The sequence below is a fragment of the Dyadobacter endophyticus genome, from assembly GCF_014641595.1.
Taxonomy (GTDB): Bacteria; Bacteroidota; Bacteroidia; order Cytophagales; family Spirosomataceae; genus Dyadobacter; species Dyadobacter endophyticus.
Genome location: NZ_BMIA01000001.1, coordinates 1,965,521 through 1,985,514 on the forward strand (window position 1 = coordinate 1,965,521; position 19,994 = coordinate 1,985,514).

Consider the following 19,994-nt stretch of genomic DNA (forward strand, 5'->3'; position numbering starts at 1 on the left):
AATTACAAATTATTAAATACGACCAGGCTGATTATTTCCAAATAATGCTTCGACTTCATCCAGCAAACTTACCTGGCGTTCATTGATTTTGGTCCGGGCTGTGTCGAGATCGAACCATTCCGCTCGGTCGATTTCGGGAAATTTCTGCATTTTGCCCGTACGTGGGGGCCATTCCAGTTCGAATGTATTGCTTGAAACTTTCGCAGCATCGATGTCTCCTTCCACAGCCCAGGCAAGCACCTCCTTTCCTCCCTTCTGCTTAATCGCAGTTAACGGCAGGAAATCACCCTCTACGGCTTGCCCGGTTTCTTCCGCAAATTCGCGCCGCGCCGCTGTGAGCGGATCTTCCGAGTCGTCGTATTCCCCTTTCGGGATCGACCAAGCGCCGAGATCCTTCCGCACAAAGAACGGCCCGCCGGGATGTACCAGCAGCACTTCCAGTCTCTCCTTCCTCCGAAACATTAAAATTCCCGCGCTACGCCCTGCCATCGTGCTTGTTGTGAATCGTTAAATTGCCGGAAAGTAGCAGGCAATATCGTTATTACCAACCGCTTCCCTATTTCTGTTAATTTTGCAGGCTGTTCAGCCAATTATCAGTCCCCGAACCATGAAGCCAGCTTTGTTTTCGAAGTATGAATGGTGGTACCATCTCGCGATGATGCCTGTCTGCTTTGCGTTGGGGAACTATTATTTGCTGGGCGAGCGATATTTCATGCATTTCCCCACCTTCCTCAACGCCTCGGCCCTTGTATTGGTACTGTACTGGTTTTCGGTGGTGATCCTGACGATTGTTATCCGTAAGACCGCCGGCAGCCCGGCCCAGGGCCAGATACTCGGACAAATGCTGAAAATGTTCTGGAAACTGGCAGCCGCAACGCTTGTTCTGATGGTTTTCGATATATGGATTTACAGTCTGGTACCGGCCCTTGAAGTAGCATTCACGTGGTCGGAGATTTGGCCGATGGTGTTGGTGGGCCTGGTATGCGATGCATTTATCTGTGCATTGCTGGGACTATTCTATGCATTGCAACAATGGAAAAACGACAAGGCCGATGACGAAAAACTGGCCAGAGAATCGCTGGAAGTAGAATTTGATGCGTTGAAAGGCCAGGTGAACCCACATTTTTTATTCAACAGCCTCAATACCCTGTCCTCCCTCATCAGTGCCGACCCCGTGCAGGCGGAGGATTTCGTGGAAGATCTCGCCCGTATTTACCGTTACATGCTCCAAGGTGGCCGGACAGACCTCGTACCGCTGCAATCCGAGCTCGCTTTTCTGGAGGTGTATGTCCGTTTGCTAAAAGTACGGTACCACGAAGCGCTTCTGGTGGAGCTCCCCGACCGCTGCCCACCCGACCTGACAATCCCGCCGCTGATATTGCAAATACTGGTCGACAATGCAGTTCAATACAATGCACTATCGGCCAGCCGCCCGCTGACGGTGACGATCAGCCTGACCGGCGACCGCGCCATCCGGGTTGCCAATAATGTTCAAATACGCCATCGCACGCTTGGCGCAACAGGCACCGGCCTGCGTGGGCTTTCGGCGAAGCTGCTCACTTTTACGCTCCGAAAATTGGAGATTCAGCAAACCAACGACACTTTCTCAGTGACGATTCCGCTCCTGCCCGACGCGGTAGCGGTTCAATGACAATTCAAGCCGGTAAAAATGCAGTTGATGCAACTTGTGCGCTTGCGTTTTCCCGCATTACACTATTTTTGAACTTGCCGCAGTGGAACTGTCGCGAAGCAGCCAGAGCGAATGCCTAACCATGAAGAAAAAAGCATTGTTTGAAAAACTTCCGGAAAAAGCACCTTCGGGAAGCACCACAGTTTATGCCCTGGGCTCTGTTGCCTTGCTGCTGTTTTTCAACTACATCACCGTAGGCGCTCACGTGTTTCGCGATCCGCTACTCTTGCTGAAAGCCACTTTACTGAACGCAGGCCTTCTGGCGGCGGCTTGCTGGATACAATCCCGGCTGGCCGGCTACATTACCACGCATTACAGCGATTTGCAGCAAACGCTCGTGCGCGTAGCACTATCGATCTCCGCCCACGCCGTGGCCTCGGGCGCATTCGTGCTGCTAACGGCCTGGCTGTACATCGACAGGAATTTGTTCAGCTCTACCCTCACCGTTCACACACTGGTGCTTGTTTATGTCGTAAATCTTGCGGCTATTGTGCTGGTTACCGGCCTGTGGGAAACGTTCGGCGCGCTCGGGCGGTGGCGGCAGCACGAGATCAATGCCGAACGGCTTATGAAGGAGAATGTCAACGGCCAGCTCGAAAGCCTGAAAGCCCAGATCAGCCCGCATTTCCTTTTTAATACATTAAATTCCCTTTCCGCGCTGATCGGTGAAGACCAGGAGAAGGCCGAGCAGTTTGTAGACGAAATGGCGCGCGTTTACCGCTATCTTTTGCAAACCAACCATTCGTCCGTCGATCAGCGCGATTTCGGGCAGTTAACGACGTTAAAAAAAGAATTGTCATTCATAGAATCGTACGGGCACCTTCTGAAAACCCGCTATGGCGAAGGTATGAAACTTTATATTCACGTGGAGGAGTGCTTTCTGGACCACCGCATTCCACCATTAACATTGCAATTACTGGTTGAAAACGCGGTGAAGCACAATGTAATCCGCGCAAGCAGGCCGCTTACTATTTTCATATTGAGCACCGTGGAGGGCCAGTTGATGGTGCGTAATAATCTGCAAAAGAAGAACCTGACTGCCGGTGCGGAAAATATCGAGTCAACGCACGTCGGATTGGTCAATATTATCACGAAATACCAGCTGCTGAGCGAGTACCGGCCCGGATTATCCCAGCCTGTAATCGAAAGCAACCATGAGTTTTTCACCGTAACCTTACCACTGATTTCCTGAAAGCATGAATGCGCTAATTGTTGAAGACGAAGATTTGTCAGTCCGTCGCCTGAAAAAGATGATCGGCGAAGTAGCGCCCTCGCTGGATATTGCAGGCGTTACGGACAGTATCGAACAAACCGTGGAATGGATCCTTGAAAACCGCGCTGCCGGACAAGCCGACCCGGACCTGATTTTCCTGGATATCGAACTGTCCGACGGCCAGAGCTTTGAGATATTCAACCGGATCGACGTGTCCAGTGCGATCATTTTCACTACTTCTTACGACGAATACGCATTACAGGCATTCAAACACAACAGCATCGATTATCTCCTAAAACCCGTGCACCGCGACGATCTTCAACGGGCATTGCAGAAATATGAAAAAATGAAAGTCCAGCCTGCCGCCGATCATTCGCTGGCAGGCATCCGGAAGTTGTTGGAAGATTTCAAAAAAGCATCGTCCGTCGAGTACCGGCAGCGTTTTCTTGTAAAACAGGGGCAAAAAATGCTTTCGATCGAAGTTGGTGAGATCGCCTATTTCTTCACCGACGACCGTTACAGTTTCTTCATGACCGATTCCAACCAGAAAATGCTCGTCGACTACACGCTCGACGAGCTGGCAGAATCGCTCGATCCGGCCCGTTTTTTCAGGATTAACCGCGGAATGATGGTTACACACCGTTCGGTCGATAAAATCGACCCATATTTCGGTAACCGCCTGGCGCTCACGCTGCGCCCCGCTCATAACAAGGAGGTGCTTGTAAGCAGGGAAAAAGTGGGTGATTTTAAGGTTTGGATGGGTAAATAGAACTAGATTTTCAGCACTAACCGGTCTTCCAGGGCCGCATGCACGCCCACTTCCACGCGCCGCTCATGCGGGAGCGTGTAGAATTCAACCGTGAGGGTAATGCCATCCGTAGTTCTTTCGAGGAGCACTTTCAGGAAGCCGTGCTTCGTGTCGCAGCTACTTTCGAGATTGATGCCTTCAAACTCCGGCAGGTCGCTTTTGAAGCGGTAATCGCTCGTGTAGGCAACCGGATGCAGCTCGTCGTATCCGCCACTTCCCGCTACTATAAATGGCAGTACACGTCCGCTTCCGTGGTCACCGCCCGGGTAATGTCGGCTGAAACGCTGATAACTATGCACGTGGCCGCTGAAAACGATGTCAGGATAAATGCCGGTTTCTTCAAAAACCCCTTCCAGCAATTCGATCATCGGCATGCTCGAACCGTGGTTAATGTCTGCGGAATACGGGGAATGGTGCAGACAGAGTATCACCGCTTTATCGGGGCGTTCGCTGTCGGCTCTTTTGAGTTCGTGAACCAGCCAATCGCGCTGCTCGTCGGTCACCACGCCGAATTTCGTCACGTTGCTATACATCCCGATGATATTCGCCAGCGGTGTGAGGAGCGTCCAGTACACGTTGGGTTGGACCATGCTTTTGCGCGCTGCGTTGCCGCTGAAAGAAACTGTCCGTCGTTCGGTATCACAAAAAACCGCCTTGAATGCGTCCAAACTGTTGTAACGAACGGGGCTGTCGGGATTGATATCGCTGTCGTGGTTGCCCGGAATTGCAAAAATGGGGCCCGGATACTTCTGATAAGGCTCAAAAAACTGTCGCTGATACTGGCTTGCTTCACCGTGGTTGTACACGACATCGCCGAGGTGAAACAGGAATTGCGGTTCGTAACCTGTTTTCTCGGCCGCTTCAAACTGCTTCACCATCTCCCCTACCACCAGTTTCTGAAAATCCGGCGTCCGGATACTGCCCGTATCACCCACCATATGGAACGCTAATTTGTTCTGGTCCGGGACCGGATCAATGGATTCAAGGTCTAAATGATAAGGATATTTTCCGGACGGTTTGGGTGCAGGCAGGTACTTGAAGCTATCGTCGGGAACGTCTTTTTTGAAAACGGGTTTGGAGAATTTCTGCGGGTAACTGGATCTCATTACGACTGGCTGCTGGTGATCAGCCTTTTGGATACTGACTATGTCCATGGCGGCGATTTTGGTCAGCCCAAGCTAACAAAATCGCCGCCAGACAGTGTAAACATAGCATTAATTTTGGTTTAAGAATATCCCTTTTCACATATTATCCCTCCCGCTAAAACCAAAACTTAGAATACCTCAATTATAACTTGATTTGATGATCACTAATCCTCGTCGGAAATCTCGAAACCACCTGCTCGGGTGCGGCGGGGGTATAGATGGTGCTGCGGCCTTCGATGGTCATTTTGCCGGAGGTGTCGAGCGTTACGAAAGCATACAGCGGGTCTTTATAATAGTAGGCGCCGTCTTTGGTGTAGACGTACGTGGCGCTGTTGACCATAAAGTAATGCACGCCATTGCGCTGGCCGTAACGGTCGTCGTGGTCGTGCCCCATGAATACGGCCACTACTTTTGCCGGGCTTCCGGCAGGACTCCCGGCCCGACTCCCATTTTGCGTTGCTTTGAAATTTACTTCGTCGAAAATACTCAGAATCTCGTCTGCATTACCGATTTCCAGGGGAAAGTCGCTTAGGTACACGGGCTGGTGCATGAATACCACCACAGGAAATCTGGCTTGAAGCAGGTCAGCGCGCAGCCATTCGAGCTGTTCCTGGTCGGTGAAGCTGCGTTTGGGTGCCGGAAGCTTACCCCAGTTAGAACTGTCGTAATGCGTAAGGCGGCCATCGTCTTCTTTCAGGAAGTTGCGGTCCATGATGACGAAATGAAAGCCGCCCTGATCAAATGAATAATACCGCTTTGGCATTCCCCAAAACTGCATGATCGCCTCCTTGCCGCAATAGTCCATATCGTGGTTGCCCAGCACGTGGTATTTCGGGCCTTTGAAACGGTTCCACTGCTCCATAATGCCTTCCGAGCGCGTATGCCGGCAAAAGTCACCACACTGGATAATGAAATCCGGGTTCGTTTTAACCACATCATCCATAAACCCGCTAAGCCGCGTCACCTCTTCCCGCCCGAATTGCAAATGGTGCAGATCGGAGATCATCCCGAAACGGATTGTCTGCGCAGGACCGCTGGCGAAAGCTGGTATCGAAAACGAATTCTGGTAAATAGCGACGCTCCCGGCCGCTACTCCCATACCTTTGAAAAAATCCCTCCGTTGCATTATTTAAAAACAGTTTTAACCACCTCTCCAACAGGGTGGTTGGCCGTAAACTTGAATCCCATCAACTGCGCGACCGTTTGTGCAAACTGGTCCTGGTAAACCTGCGATTGGCTTTTCATTTCACCGGTTCCTGGCGTATCGGGGCCAATGACAGCCATCCAGGTTTCGTTGGAGCCTGGTGCTGAGGTGCCGTGGCTGGTCCAGCGGTCGCCGAGGCCGCGGCCATGGTCCGGATAAACGATGATGGTCGTTTTGTCCTTATAAAACGGGTCGGCCTGCATATAATTCCAGAGGCTCGCCACCATTGCATCGACATAATGCGCGCCATCGAGGAAGGAATCGTACTGGCCGTGGTGGCCAAACTCGTCCATATCTGCGAAGTCGATATGGACAACGCGTGGGTGGTTAGCTTCGATGTACGAGCGTGTGAGCGCGTAGGTGTGGGCGTCGAAGCGAACGGATTTACCGAAATATTCGGGCAGGTAGTTTTGCAATTCATTAGCCAATTTCTGGGCTCCGGTAAGGTTGTTGCCTTTCACTTTTTCGCCGGGAATGTTGACGAGCATGCCATTGCGGTCGCGGTTGAGAATGCGTGAAAGCGCGTCCCACGAAGCAAACGTAACCACTTTACCCTCCATGCCTTTTTGCTTATTGAAGAATTCCAGCACATTCTCGTTCGGGTTGTTCGGGTAGTCGTTGCTGTTGACCTTCTCGTCGTAATACCCGCAAAGCGTTTCGCTGCGGCCGGGATAGGAGAACCAGTATTTGTTACGTACGTCCATGAGGTTGCCCAGGTCGCGGTTGCCATAAAGCTGCCCTTGTTTTGAAATAGTATTCCAAAAGAAAGGCATTAGCTTGTTGCGGCGTTCAGCGACGTTTTTCCCCCAATACTTAGCTACCATTGCCGCCGAGTCCTGCTGGCGGTATTTTTTGGTATAAAACAAAACAGAATCCGCGCCGCGGAAAATTTCCTGCCAGCGGCAGCCGTCGACGGAGATCATTACAACATTTTTCGTTTTGGTTTGAGCCATGGCCGCAATGCTCAGCGCGGCCATTAGGCAGGTTAGCAGGGTTGTTTTCATCATTTTAAGTTTAAGAGTCCGGAAAGTAAAAGCTTCCTCCGGATGCAAGGTCCGGAGGAAGGGGAAAGATTATTTAACAAGCCACATCACGCCATTCTGCGTGTCGGCACCATTGAACTGCGTTTTGAGCGAGGCTTTCACATTCACCTCATTCGTCGTGTACTCCGAGGTCGGGTAAGCCCAGCGGACGGGGATCTGATTGTTATTCGAATTGGACTGCCCGATGTCGAATGCCGGAATACCCGTGCGGCGGTTGTTATAGAATGCCTGGCGACCCGAGTTTTCGAAGAATGCCATGTATTTCTGTTCGAGGATCTTCTGCAAACCTTTTTCGGCATTGCCGGGATAAGGATTCGCAGCAAGGAATCTGTCTATTTCCGATTGTGCAATATTATAAAACTTCATCGATTCGGTAACACCTTTTTGATAGTAGTCGGCGGCATTGCCAGCCAGCCAGCCGCGGTTGATCGCCTCGGCAATGCTGAAATTCACCTCATGCGCTCCCAGCTGGATCGCGGGCACTCCGGCTGCCGATGCCTCCCAATAGTCAAAATTGATCATCGAAAGCAACCCCTTCCCGGCTTCTTCCAGCAATGTCGATTGCAAATCGCCGGTTTTGCCGCCGCCATAGCGCAGGTAAGGATCCTGATTGCCTTTCAAAGCATCGGCAGGCAATGCCACTACGAGCAGGCGCGGGTCGCGGGTGGCTTTGGCAATGTCAACAAAAGTGGCACCCAGCGTGTTGCGTTTGTCGTTTTTCACCACTACGCCATTGCTTGGCCATAGCGGGTAGGTATTGATCGTATTGTAAACAACCTGGAAATTATCCGCATTAGCAACAATGAGCGGGTATTTCGCCGGATCGTTCACGATTGCCGCGAACTGCTGCTTTACGTTCAGGTCGGGGGTATCGTCTGCACGTTTACTGAGGCTGATGAGCACGCGCAAACGATACGAATTGATCAGCTTCTGCCATTTAACGAGATCGCCGCCGTACAGGTAATCGCCCGAAATTGCCGGTTTTTTCGCGATCAGCGCGGGCATTTCGGCATTGGCCTCTTCCAACCATTTCAGAACCTGGATATAAATGTCCTTCTGACTGTCGTATTTGGGCTTGAAATTCTCGTCGCTCACGCCTTTGATCGCCTCCGACATCGGTACATCGCCAAACATTTCGGTGGCGCGGCTGTAAAAATAGGCCTTGAAAAACTTCGCGAGCGTGAGATAATGCGCGCCTACGTCGCCGGATTTAGTTGCCTCGATCTCCATACGGTTCACGTTGCGGAGTGAGTTATAGAACACGTCGTAGGAGCCGGTGGTCCAGCCATAAGCCTGACCGTCGTAATAGGCCTCGTTCTGCGTCATAAACTGGTTATGACGATGATCGGTGCTCCACGGCGAGTCCCAGGTATTAGTGAGAATGCCGGTGAGGATGAGGTCAGCCGAAGGGTTGGTGATCGCGCCGGGGTCCTTTTGCAGCGTGTCGATATCCTGGCAGCTTCCCAGGCCAAGGCCCAGCGCCAACAGCATGTATTTAATATTTTTCATAGGTAATTCCGGTTAGAAAGTCACATTCAGGTTTGCTCCAAAACTTTTGACAGATGGCGTCTGGAAACTGGTAATGGTGCCTGTAAACTGATCCAGGTCGATGTTTTTGGTATATTTTCCTGTAAAATACAACAGGTTACGCCCCACGAGCGACAGGCTGGCCGCTGATGCGAAGCGTGTTTTCGAAAGCAGTTTCGCAGGGAAATTGTAGGTTAGCACGACTTCACGCAGCTTTACATAAGTACGGTTCTTGGCCGCAATGTAATTCGACTGATAGTAGTTCGTTGCCCATGCCTGCCACAATACCGGCACTGTATTTGGCGCAAATTCGCGGGTATCGGTGATCACATTTCCATCCTGATCTGTGTTCAGCTGACCCTTCACGATCCGCTTGCCGTCGGTCATGACCGAGCCTTTGTAATCCGGATTGTCGCGGTTCTGCCAGTCTTTCAGGCGGAATTCATTCGCCGACTCCGGTGCCGTTCCGCTCCCGAACTGCTTGGTATACATGTAGTTGTTAACCTTTCCGCCAAAGCGGCCATCTACCTGGAAGCTCAGTGTGAACGACTTGTGCGTGAATGTGTTATTGATTCCCGCGGTGAAATTGTTGTCGTAGTATCCAATCCGCGAATTATACGGATTGTAGGCCGGCATGCCGTTCGAGCCGACGATGATATTGCCGGTTTCGTCGCGCTGGAAATCCCTGATATAATAGGCATCCGCGCGTTCGCCGACGTGGATATTACCATCGCGTTGCTGCACGCCGTCGATCTTGTCGAGCCATTTGTGGTTCATCGACCAGTTGGCCGACACATTCCAGGTGAGGTTCTCGTTCTTCACAGCCGTTCCGTCGATACCCAGCTCGACGCCCTTGCGTATATATGTGAATGCATTGCGCTGCACGCCCGACACACCCGAGGTAACGGAGGTAGGCACGCTCACGATGCCGGGCCCTTCGACGTTGCGGAACACTGCCGCATCAAAACCGAGCCTGTTATGCAGAAATCGCATTTCCAGACCGAGTTCGAGCGTTTTTACCCGTGCTGCTTGGAGGTTGTCGCTGTACAGCGTGCCGGTGTAGCTCACGCCGGTGTAGGAATTGTTCCAGGGTGCTGAGCTCGCGTAGGTCGGAAGCAGCTTGTAAATGTCGTACTGGAAATTCTCATCCACAAAATCGCTGGCCACGTTGGCATAGGAGCCGCGCAGCTTCGCAAATGAAATCGCCTGGGGCAAATCGACCACCTCCGAAAGCACTGCGCTCAACGACGCCGACGGATAGAAATAGGTATTGTTCTTCTTCGGCATCGTGCTCGACCGGTCTACCCGGCCGGTGAGGCTCAAGAACAGGAAATCTTTGTAATCCATATCCACAAAACCATAAACACTTCCTACCCAGCGTTTTGCAAAATCGTTGGCCGATGTCGAAGGTTGTACCGAATTGGAAAGGTCGTATACACCGGGTACAAGGAGGCCCTTGGTTGTTTTACCCGTCAGCGAAGTCACTTTCACCGAACGCAGGTTACCGTAAACCGATGCATTCAGCCCGAAATCCTTGCCGAAACGATCCTCGTATTTCAAAGAGCCTTCGGTATTGTTTTCCCAGAAAGTGTCATAGGTTTCGGAATAACCACCTGCCTGGTTCGGGAAGCCGAAATTGTAAAGATTCGACGAGATCGGAGCGCGCGTGCTGCGGTTGCGGTTCCAGGTACTCACGTTCGTGCGGGCATTGAATGTCAGCTTGTCGTTGATCTTGTAATTCATCTGAGCAAAGCCGTACACATCATTCTTATAGTAGGTTTTCAATGCTTCATAGGCGGTCAGCCAAGGGTTATCGTAAATGGTATACTCCCGGTTGAACTGCTGGGCATTCTCCTTGCCCGGCTGCCAGTAGTTGCGCAGGTCATTCACATCGTAATCCACACCGCCCCACACGGTAAAAATGTAGATAGGGCTTGCCGGACCATAATCGAGCGTCGGGTAGTTGGGTGAATACTGGCGGTTATAATTGATACTCGCATCGAAGCGCACTTTTTTGCCTGCATTAATACCCCCAGAGATATTCACATTCGTGCCACCGAGCTTGGTATTGGGCATCTGGCCGCGCTGGAATGTCTGCGAAAGTGAGAGGCGGAAGTCGCCGAACTCGTTCTTGCTGGAAATCGCCAGGTTATTGGTGCTCAGTAAGCCGTTCCGGAGGAAGTTGGTGAGGTTATCCTTCCCTCTTGCCAGCCACGGAATAGGCACCAGTTCGCCCGTTTTGGGGTCTTTGGGACTATTGTACTGGGTGATCAGCTGCCCCTCAAAACGCGGGCCCCAGATATTGTAGTCGTTGTCGTTGATCCCGCCGCCGCGGCCGTCCTTGAACGCGTATTCGTAATCGCTGCCCGGGCCGTATTCCGTCTGGTATTTGGGAATCGCATTAAAGCCCGTCTGCAACTGGGTACTGGAATTGAAATCGACTGTAAAGCCTTTCTTTGCGCCGCTGCCCTTTTTGGTGGTAATGATAATCGCCCCGTTCTGGCCGCGGTTACCATATAATGCCGCCGCGCTGGCGCCTTTCAGCACCGAATAGGTTTCGATATCGTCCGGGCTCAGATTCCACGAATCGGTGTTAATAGGCACGCCATCAACCACATACAAAACCCCGCTCCTGCCACGCAACGTCACCTGCGGGCTGGAAAGCAAATCGGGGCTCTGCGCAATTGTAAGGCCGGCTACTTTCCCCGTCAGCGAGCTGATCGCATTCGGCTCCCGTGCCTTCACCATGGTAGCGCCTTTCACCTCCGAAACTGAATACCCGACGGCCTTCTTTTCCTTCTTGATACCCAAAGCCGTGACTACCACTTCATTAAGCTGCCGCTGGTCGGCGCTTAGCGCGACGTCGATCACCGTCCTGTTTCCCACCGCCATTTCCTGCGACAAGAAGCCCAGAAAAGAAAAAACCAGGGTATCTTTCTCATTATCAACCCGCAATACATACCTGCCGGTCGCATCGGTAACCGTCCCCCGCGACGTTCCTTTGATGAGGATATTCACCCCCACGAGGCCTTCCTTGCCCGTTCCCTCGGTCACCTTTCCACTGACGGTCCTTTCGTTGACAGACGCATTAATTGTCGAACGCACAAGTTTATACGTATACGCTTTGGCAAGCGTTTTTCCTGTCGCGGGCGAGGTCCCGTGGGCGCAGGTTTCGCCGGGAAGCACCGCCGAAAGCCCCAGGCACAGCATAAGCGCAACAGACCAGCACCCGCTGGGGAGCTTCCGTTCTAAAAACGTAATCTTTTTTTTCATAAGTAATTGTTAATTAGCTGGTATTTCAAGGTCAATAAGGATTCATCAAAGGCTGGAAGCCTTCTTGCAGACATGCGCGTGGTGTGCGCGGGCGAAAACACCGGTTTCAACACCGGGCCGGAGCGCTGACCTTCGGCCGACAAAAGCCCGGCCACCGGTCGTTCAAAAATTAAGGTTTGCGGTTATTTCATGTACAGTCAGGCTTGTGAACAAATACTAAACAGTCTTTGGATTAGCACTACTTCAAAACATTCTGCGGCTGAAACCTAAAAGTAAAGTATAATTAAACAATCTAAAAGCATTTGGCAATATTTATCTAAAAATTTAACATTATGTGCTCGATCACATCTTTATAGGTTTACAAATACTCTATATTTCAACCTTCCGATACAAAGATATTCTGTACTCCTCAGAAGCAATTTATCTTAATGTTAATTAATATTTAACTTTTAGATCTTCTCCGGATCTTCTTTACGCGATGAACTTTCGCCGCCTCCGATACCACCGGCGATTGTGAAGTATTTGAGAACAAATCAAAACTTCTCATTCCCCTAATAATGACTTAACACCCGCGAGGCATCTTTGCGGCACTTATGAAGATACTCCGCATCATACTGCTCGCTTTTTCCTCGTGGGTAATCTGGCTATTGGTATCCCAGTTCTTCTTCTGCCCTCGTTACCAGCTCAACGCGCCCATTCCTTTCGAAGGCCCTATAGTGTACAATCCATACGACTCGGTCGTCGCAGCACAATGGGTGAAATGCAACTTTCACGCGCACAGCCGCGCATGGGAGGGTGTGACGAACGGGCACGGAACAGCATCCGACATTCATAATGCCTATAAAGCATTGCATTATGGCGTGCATTGTGTCTCAAACTATCACCACATCGACACAACCCATTCTACCCGCGGCAATTATCTTTCGGCGTATGAGCACGGTTATAATATCCGGAAGACGCATCAGCTCGTACTCGGGAGCAACGAAGTGCAGTGGCTCGACTACCTTTTTCCGCAAACCACTCACAATAAGCAACATGTACTGAGCCATCTCGCAGGTCCCGATAATGTAGTGATCCTGAACCATCCAGCGCTCAAAAACGGCTATACGGGAGAAGATCTGGCCCAGCTTACGCATTACGATTGCATGGAGGTGCTAAACCCATCTGTAACATCCACAGCCCAATGGGACGCGGCATTATCGGCCGGCAAGCGGGTATTTATTGTGGGCGATGACGATATTCACGACGTCATTTCCAAAAATCGGCTTGGTATACGATGTACTTTCGTGAATGTCAGGAACAACTCCGCCGGAGAGGTAATTCATGCCTTGAAAACCGGGCAGAGCTACGGGGTAATTGTCGGAGAAAGCCAGCACCACGATTCCATTCCACAACTGAAAAGCCTTACCGTTCGACATGACACGATCATTGCCATCATGACGCGGAAAGCCCGTGAGGTAACCATCACGGGCCAAAACGGGAAGGTGCTCGCCATGGCTTGGGACACCGATCGCATCAGCCACCGCATCGTTCCCGAAGAACGTTATGCCCGGGCGACATTCAAATATGGAAACGGAACCGAGATTTTGCTGAACCCGGTATTCTTTACGCCCAAAAACGGCTATCGACCGATGCCGGTTTATGAGAATTTCAACGAAACGATGTTCTTCCGGAGCGTAGGCTCATGCATTCTGGGTGGCTGGCTGCTGCTCTTCGTTCGACTCTTGCCCGGACAACGACCTCAACGTTACGGACGACGCAGACTGTCATGGCGATAGAATACATCGAAAAATATCCCGTAACCCTGCTGGTGATCATTTTTACGATCATCCGGCTGCTCATCGCCAACCTGATCGACCTCGGCAACGATGAAGTGTACTATTTCACCTACGCCGTCCTGCCCGACTGGAACCATTTCGATCATCCGCCGCTGGTGGGCATCTTTATCCGCATTTTCACCTTCAATCTGAACTGCAATTCCGAAGTATTCGTGCGGATGCCGGGCATTGTCGCAGCGGCCATAAATACCTGTCTAATAGCACATTTAGGCAACCTGATTAAGAATCAGAACACGGGCCTCATTGCAGCTTTACTTTATAACACCTCTGTTTACAGCAGCATTCTGTGCGGCATTTTCATCCTCCCCGATTCGGTACAGCTCACATTCTGGCTGGCTGCATTGTATGCGATGCTACGCTGCATCAAGGCTACCGGCCTATCCGATATTCACCGCTATTTGCTGCTTACCGGGCTCTTCATCGGCCTTGCGACGATGAGCAAAATACATGGCGTATTCCTCTGGCTCGGTTTTCTGGGATTTATCGCTTTCGACCGCCGCGGCTTGCTCAAAAGTCCTTATTTGTATATTTCAATAACCATTACCGCATTGCTCGTCTCGCCGGTTTTGTTCTGGAATTTTAGCAACGACTTCATTACCTGGCGATTCCATAGCGAACGCGTGACCTTCGGCGATAGCGGCATTAACATCAGATCCTTTTTGCGGACAACCATCGGTCAGGTTCTGTATGCCAATCCGTTCCAGGTCGTGATCTACCTGCTAGCCGGCAAAACGCTCGCGCGCAGGTTTTCGATCACCGCTACCACGTCGGCCGCTACCACGTCGGCCGTCGACGCAACCTCGGCGGCATTGCTGTTATGGTGCAGCTTGCCCATCATCGCCTGTACCACGCTCGTTTCGCTTTTTCGCGACACGTTGCCGCATTGGAGCGGGCCCGGTTTTCTGGGACTCATGCTATTGGGCGCGGCCTGGGCAGACAAGTTTATATTCCCAAACCTTAACAATCTTCCCAAAAAGCTGCTGGCAGGTTCAGTAGGACTCATTCTATTCGTTTTCGCGGCCGGCCCCATCCTCATCCGCTGCTACCCGGGCACGATGAGCCCCAAATCCTTCCCTCACACGGGCGCGGGCGACGCTACGCTGGATATTACCGGCTGGGAACAGCTGTTGCCCGCTTTCGAAAAACTCCGCAACGACGATATTGCCAGCGGCAGCATGAAGCGCGACGCGCCAATGGTCGTTCATAAATGGTTTCCGGGCTCGCACATTTACTATCACGTGGCGTATCCGCTCGGAATGCGTACGGTGGGTATCGGGAAGCTGGAAGACCTTCACCAGTTCGCCTGGCTGAACAAACTTTACGGACAGGTATCAGCCGGCTCGGACGCGTGGTACATTACCCCATCCAACAATTTCACCGATCCCGCAGAGCAATTTGCAGGTCAGTTTGAGCGGTTCGAAAAGGCCGGGACGATCACACAAAGGCGCAACAGCCGCGTGGCCCGGTATTGGTTTGTGTACAGGCTTAGAAATGCAAGGCTGACGGCCGACCAGTGACCGCCAAAAACTTCCACAATATTTTCCCCCTCCCATACAACCATTTCCTGATCTTGCTGCCTCTTTGACACGAATACGCTAAAAATCCCTGCATGACCTCGGAAGCCGATTTGATAAGTGGTTGTCTTTTAAATGATCGCATTGCCCAGCGACAGCTGTACGACCGCTACAAAAAAGCGATGTACACGCTCGCCTACCGCATTACCGGTGATTTCGACGATGCCAATGATGTTTTGCAGGATGCTTTCATGGAAGTATTTAAACATTTGAATCAATTCCGGGGCGAGTCCACGCTCGGCGCGTGGGTGAAACAGATCGTTGTACGGAAATCGACGAAGAAGAAACGGCTGGTGATCTGGCAAAATGTGGACGAATATATGGGCGAAGGGATTGACTGGGGCGAATCGGAAATCAATACAGCACATCTTGAAACGGCGGTATTATCGCTGCCGGATGGTTTCCGCACCATTTTCGTACTTGCCGAAGTAGAAGGTTACACGCACCGCGAAATTGCGGTAATGCTTAACATTTCGGAAGGCACCTCTAAATCACAATTGTTTCATGCCAAAAGAAAGCTCCGCGCGATGCTTTCGGCCAACTAACTGACACCGATTCGAATGGAAAAGAACCATACAAACCTTCAAAATGCGCTCCGACGCTTTCCTGCATATGAACCGGGAGAAGAGGTATGGAACGCCCTGAACGAAAATCTGCTGGCGCAGCCGCTTCGCCAGGCGCTTTCCGAAATGCCCGCCTACGAACCGGACGAGAAGCTTTGGGACCTGATCGACCGGAAAAGTGTACGGCAACAGCGCTTGAAATGGGGTTATGCAGCCGCAATGCTCCTGATCGGCGCAGGGATCGCCTGGCTGATGCTGCCGGCCGATGGGCCACGTGTTGCCTACTCGCAGGAGCCGGTTGACGAGCGGCTGCAAATGGAAGCCGTCATTAAGACCGATCGGCAATACCGGTTATTGAAAACGTATTGCGAAACGGAAACGCTGGTTTGCAACAGCAGCGAATACCGATCGTTGCGGCAAGAGTACGAGCGGTTAAGTTCCGCCGCCGACCAACTGGTCCACGCCATCGGCAATTACAACACCGAGCCGGAGCTTTTGAGGCAATACAATGAAATTGAAAGACAAAAAACGGACATTCTGAATGCGATGGCCAAGATGATTTAAGCACCTTAATCATGAATATACTTCTTAATAAAATCCGAAAACTACCCTTGCTCGCGCTCCTTGCGTGGGCGTCCGGGAGCTTGCCTGCTTACGCGCAGGGAAAATTGCAGGTCGCTACCAAAAGGATCGAAAGGACGGTCAGCGCACCGGCCGTGCGCACACTCTATATCAGCGCGGAAAAGGCCGACATCGAGATTGTGACGTGGGACAACGCCGATATTGCCGTGATCATGGAGCTTTCCGCCCGCCATCCCGACCGCGCCACGGCTACGCAGGACCTTTCCAAATTGCAGTATATCGCCGACCGCAACGGCAGGGACTATTTTCTGCGCAATTATATTGTACTAAAAGAAGGAGAAAGCAAACCTGTCTCGAACCTCAAAGCCCGGTATACGATCCATTTGCCCGCTTCGTGTGCCGTAGACCTAAAAAACTCGTTCGGCACCATTACACTGCGCGGGTTGACCAACCAGCTGAACCTGAAAGCCGATTTCTGCACGACGAGCCTGACCGGATTAAGTGGAAAAGGGGCCCTGCAAACCACATTCGGCGAACTTTCGGGCAACGAGCTCGCGGGCACATTTACCTTTTCGAGCGACCATACCAACGTCCGCCTGGAACAGATCGCCGGGGCCATTCGCATCGATGCGGCCTATGGCAACGTCGAAATATACCCGACCGTGGGGCTTACAAGCCTTGGGATACACTCCAAAAAGGCCGAAGTAATGCTCCTGACAAAGAACTGGCAGCATTTCGACTACACCATCAACGGCGCTTACGCCACTATGAAACTCCCCAACGGTTTCAAGTGGAAACGCAACACCGCCGATTTCAAAGAAGCTTTTTTTTCCCGCAACCAGCTCGCCAGCGTCGATATCAACGCCGAGTTCGGAAGGGTTACGATTAAATAAAAACGGGTGCTTAACTATTAGTCATGAAAGTAAAATAACCCTCCTCTTAACAATTTAAAATACTGACAAACAACGGCCTATCGACAACACATTTACAACTTTTAACCTGAACCCAACTGTTGTTTAATGCAAAAAGGCGTATTGTTCGTCCTGTCCCTGCTCGTCTCCCTCGTCGCACACGCGCAGGACACCGTCAGCGTATCCTATTCCGAAGAAGCTGACACACTGGTCAAACAGCGATTCATCGACCGGTATGAAAATGTATTTATGACCAAAGTGGCAACGAGACATATGGTGAAGATCGGGCTGTCGCAATACTATCAGGCGATTGCATTTCCATTACAGGACGACAAAATATTGAACAATACATCCTTGCAGCTCGGGTACGAGTTCAAGTTTCTGCCCGCATTTTCAATCGCCCTGGCGGGCCATATGCCTTTCCTGGACCTGAATATTCCGTTAAAGGGACTTGTTCAGTACACGGTAATGGATGCGCAGCTCAGATGGTTCGTGGGAATGCGGAGACGGATCAAAAAAGGCCTGAGTGCCAACAATTTCAGCGGAAATTACATTGGTGTCTTTTACAATGTCCCAGGGACCGTCGATCATTACAATCCCAAAATAGGGTTAAGATTGGGTATTCAGAGAAGGTTTCTGAACCGCGGCTTCATGGATTTTAATTTTTCAGTACATAAACGAGTCGATAAGGTAGAATGCTCAACCCAGGCCATTCTGGGCATTGCTTTCGGGGACTGGAAAAGGATAAACAGGGCGCCGCTTTGCGACATTCTCTTTTGCGACGAACAAATCCGGAATCAATGGAAAGTTCGGCTGCCGGAAATAACGGTAGGCTACTATTTGAACAGACTGAAAGCTGGCGTCGCATTTGAGCAAAAGTTGTCCGACTGGCCGCTTAGTTTAAATTTCCAGCTGGACGCTGCTATGAACAATGGGTTCAATTTAATTAGGGTAAAAAACAATATCTATGGCTATGAAACAGATTACAAGAATGTTTATTCCCGCGAGAAGATTGTCTCATTCTCTATTCAGCCCAGGTATTACGCTTTCACAAAAGCCCAGCAACTCAAAGGGAGGAGCCGCAATGGGCTGTCCGGCCTGTATGCAGGGGTTAACACCGAATATTATTATTACAAAGGCAGCCATGGGCACGCGGTGTATGATAATCTTCGAAGTGAAGACAGTATCATCAACGCCGGTCCACTTATAGGTTTCCAGCTGCGTTTGTTCAACCACGGCTATTTCGACTGTAACACCTCGTACAATTTTCAGGATTATTTAAAAAGTACCCAAACAGACTTTGGATTTCGTACCAATATCACGCTAGGCCTGGCCTTCTGACGCCCACAACTCCCGGTAATTAAGCACATAACTCCATGACACGCACCGCAAAAAAGTGGGTTGGCATCGCTTTGCCCATCATCGTCGTCTTGTCGATGCTGATTCGGTACAGGCTCGGAAATACACCTGCACAAAATGACTTGCAAGCCAACTACCATCGCACCCGAATGCATATCGGCCGGCAGCTCATGAACCTCCGACACGAATTGGGGACGAAACAAATAAATGTTTCACAAAACACTGCCCTTGAAATACGAATGCTCTGGGATGACCGGGATGTGCTTTACAGTGCTCTAAATGGCCGGAAAAGTCGTTTCCAGTCCGACAGTCTCATCAAGCTGGAAAGGTTGATCGACCGCCAGGCATCCTTACCAACCGTTCTCAGGGAAATTGAACGAATTGAAAGAATCAATGATACAGACTAGCCATCGAAGCCATGAAAAACAAAAGGAATGTTCTCAAACTACTGCACAATGCCAAACAATACCTGACCACGCTGGCCTTCCTGTCCCTGCTCGCACTCCTGACTTCCTGCGACCAATTCGAATTCAGCCCCAACCAGTCGTTCGACCATTCGAGCCCATCCAACCTGAATGCGCAAAATCTCGCCCGGCTCCGGCAAAACGCAGAAGATGACACCGTGACGATTGTCTTTGCCGGTGACACCCAGCGATGGTATGACGAGCAGGAAAGGTTTGTCAAAAAGGTAAACAGCCTCACGAACGTCGACCTCGTACTGCTGGCTGGCGATATTTCGGATTTTGGGTTATTGCAAGAATTTAAATGGGTTCAAAAGCGGCTTTCCGCTTTACGCGCGCCTTATTTCGGTATAATAGGCAATCACGACATGGTGGCTAACGGCAGGCAAATCTTCCGGCAAATGTTCGGGCCGTTGAACTATTCATTTGTGTACGGGGGCATCAAATTCATCGCGCACAATACCAACGGACTGGAAGCTCCGGGTGAAAATATCCCCGACCTGGGCTGGCTCTCACGCGAACTGAGGAACATGGAGGGTGCTTCGTATATGGTTACCGTTTCGCATGTACCTCCCTTCAATGCGCTGGAATTCGGCCCCGCTGCAGTGAAACCGTACACCGATTTGCTGCGAAATGCTCCCAATTTGCTACTCTCCCTACACGGCCATGTTCATCTGCACCAGGACTTTTATCCGTTCGGCGATAGGGTGCACTATATCACGAGTTTTTCTTTCAAACAAAGCGCATTTGTCCTACTCCAAATCGTCGACGGCAAAGTGCTGAAATCCATCATCAACTACTGA

17 protein-coding genes are annotated in these 19,994 nt (G+C 51.0%); 11 read left to right on the forward strand and 6 right to left on the reverse strand.

Annotated elements, in window-relative coordinates; all coding sequences use genetic code 11:
* Nucleotides 1-12: 12 nt before the first annotated feature.
* Nucleotides 13-489: an NUDIX hydrolase gene (locus IEY24_RS08150; protein ID WP_188930441.1), complete on the reverse strand. Its 477-nt coding sequence runs from the start codon at nucleotides 487-489 to the stop codon at nucleotides 13-15.
* A 118-nt stretch (nucleotides 490-607) separates the two neighbouring features.
* On the opposite strand from IEY24_RS08150, the gene IEY24_RS08155 reads away from it, so the two are divergent.
* The 3 genes from IEY24_RS08155 to IEY24_RS08165 all read left to right on the forward strand — a co-directional run bounded on the left by IEY24_RS08155 (nucleotide 608) and on the right by IEY24_RS08165 (nucleotide 3,672).
* The gene (locus IEY24_RS08155) at nucleotides 608-1,651 is read left to right on the forward strand and encodes a sensor histidine kinase (RefSeq protein ID WP_229221604.1); all 1,044 of its coding nucleotides are present in this window, start codon (nucleotides 608-610) and stop codon (nucleotides 1,649-1,651) included.
* A 121-nt stretch (nucleotides 1,652-1,772) separates the two neighbouring features.
* On the forward strand, nucleotides 1,773-2,882 hold the full coding sequence (locus IEY24_RS08160; protein WP_188930443.1) for a sensor histidine kinase: 1,110 nt from the start codon (nucleotides 1,773-1,775) through the stop codon (nucleotides 2,880-2,882).
* A 4-nt stretch (nucleotides 2,883-2,886) separates the two neighbouring features.
* A complete protein-coding gene (locus IEY24_RS08165) occupies nucleotides 2,887-3,672 on the forward strand; it encodes a LytR/AlgR family response regulator transcription factor (RefSeq protein WP_188930445.1) in 786 nt (261 codons plus the stop codon).
* Nucleotides 3,673-3,674: 2 nt separating this feature from the next.
* On the opposite strand, the gene IEY24_RS08170 is transcribed toward IEY24_RS08165, so the two are convergent.
* The 5 genes from IEY24_RS08170 to IEY24_RS08190 form a co-directional block, all read right to left on the reverse strand.
* Nucleotides 3,675-4,865, reverse strand: coding sequence for a metallophosphoesterase family protein (locus IEY24_RS08170; protein ID WP_229221613.1), 1,191 nt, complete (start codon nucleotides 4,863-4,865; stop codon nucleotides 3,675-3,677).
* A gap of 133 nt (nucleotides 4,866-4,998) precedes the next feature.
* The gene (locus tag IEY24_RS08175; RefSeq protein ID WP_188930447.1) at nucleotides 4,999-5,982 is read right to left on the reverse strand and encodes a metallophosphoesterase family protein; all 984 of its coding nucleotides are present in this window, start codon (nucleotides 5,980-5,982) and stop codon (nucleotides 4,999-5,001) included.
* On the reverse strand, nucleotides 5,982-7,067 hold the full coding sequence (locus tag IEY24_RS08180) for an alkaline phosphatase family protein (protein WP_188930454.1): 1,086 nt from the start codon (nucleotides 7,065-7,067) through the stop codon (nucleotides 5,982-5,984). The genes IEY24_RS08175 and IEY24_RS08180 overlap by 1 nt, the downstream gene beginning before the upstream one ends.
* 66 nt (nucleotides 7,068-7,133) lie before the next feature.
* A complete protein-coding gene (locus IEY24_RS08185) occupies nucleotides 7,134-8,612 on the reverse strand; it encodes a SusD/RagB family nutrient-binding outer membrane lipoprotein (RefSeq protein WP_188930455.1) in 1,479 nt (492 codons plus the stop codon).
* Between the two features lie 12 nt (nucleotides 8,613-8,624).
* Nucleotides 8,625-11,903, reverse strand: coding sequence for a SusC/RagA family TonB-linked outer membrane protein (locus IEY24_RS08190; RefSeq protein WP_188930457.1), 3,279 nt, complete (start codon nucleotides 11,901-11,903; stop codon nucleotides 8,625-8,627).
* Between the two features lie 593 nt (nucleotides 11,904-12,496).
* Between IEY24_RS08190 and IEY24_RS08195 the strand changes: the two genes are divergently transcribed.
* The 8 genes from IEY24_RS08195 (at nucleotide 12,497) to IEY24_RS08230 (ending at nucleotide 19,994) form a co-directional block, all read left to right on the forward strand.
* On the forward strand, nucleotides 12,497-13,681 hold the full coding sequence (locus IEY24_RS08195) for a CehA/McbA family metallohydrolase domain-containing protein (protein WP_188930459.1): 1,185 nt from the start codon (nucleotides 12,497-12,499) through the stop codon (nucleotides 13,679-13,681).
* Nucleotides 13,672-15,258, forward strand: a complete 1,587-nt coding sequence (locus IEY24_RS08200) for an ArnT family glycosyltransferase (RefSeq protein ID WP_188930461.1) — start codon at nucleotides 13,672-13,674, stop codon at nucleotides 15,256-15,258. The genes IEY24_RS08195 and IEY24_RS08200 overlap by 10 nt, the downstream gene beginning before the upstream one ends.
* Nucleotides 15,259-15,350: 92 nt before the next feature.
* Nucleotides 15,351-15,860: an RNA polymerase sigma factor gene (locus IEY24_RS08205; RefSeq protein ID WP_188930463.1), complete on the forward strand. Its 510-nt coding sequence runs from the start codon at nucleotides 15,351-15,353 to the stop codon at nucleotides 15,858-15,860.
* 15 nt (nucleotides 15,861-15,875) lie between these two features.
* Nucleotides 15,876-16,442 carry a hypothetical protein gene (locus tag IEY24_RS08210; RefSeq protein WP_188930465.1) on the forward strand — a complete coding sequence of 189 codons (567 nt, stop codon included), beginning with the start codon at nucleotides 15,876-15,878 and terminating at the stop codon, nucleotides 16,440-16,442.
* Between the two features lie 11 nt (nucleotides 16,443-16,453).
* A complete protein-coding gene (locus IEY24_RS08215; RefSeq protein WP_188930467.1) occupies nucleotides 16,454-17,353 on the forward strand; it encodes a hypothetical protein in 900 nt (299 codons plus the stop codon).
* A 126-nt stretch (nucleotides 17,354-17,479) separates the two neighbouring features.
* The gene (locus IEY24_RS08220; RefSeq protein WP_188930468.1) at nucleotides 17,480-18,712 is read left to right on the forward strand and encodes a hypothetical protein; all 1,233 of its coding nucleotides are present in this window, start codon (nucleotides 17,480-17,482) and stop codon (nucleotides 18,710-18,712) included.
* Nucleotides 18,713-18,747: 35 nt separating this feature from the next.
* On the forward strand, nucleotides 18,748-19,137 hold the full coding sequence (locus tag IEY24_RS08225; RefSeq protein ID WP_188930470.1) for a hypothetical protein: 390 nt from the start codon (nucleotides 18,748-18,750) through the stop codon (nucleotides 19,135-19,137).
* A gap of 11 nt (nucleotides 19,138-19,148) precedes the next feature.
* Nucleotides 19,149-19,994, forward strand: coding sequence for a metallophosphoesterase family protein (locus IEY24_RS08230; protein ID WP_188930472.1), 846 nt, complete (start codon nucleotides 19,149-19,151; stop codon nucleotides 19,992-19,994).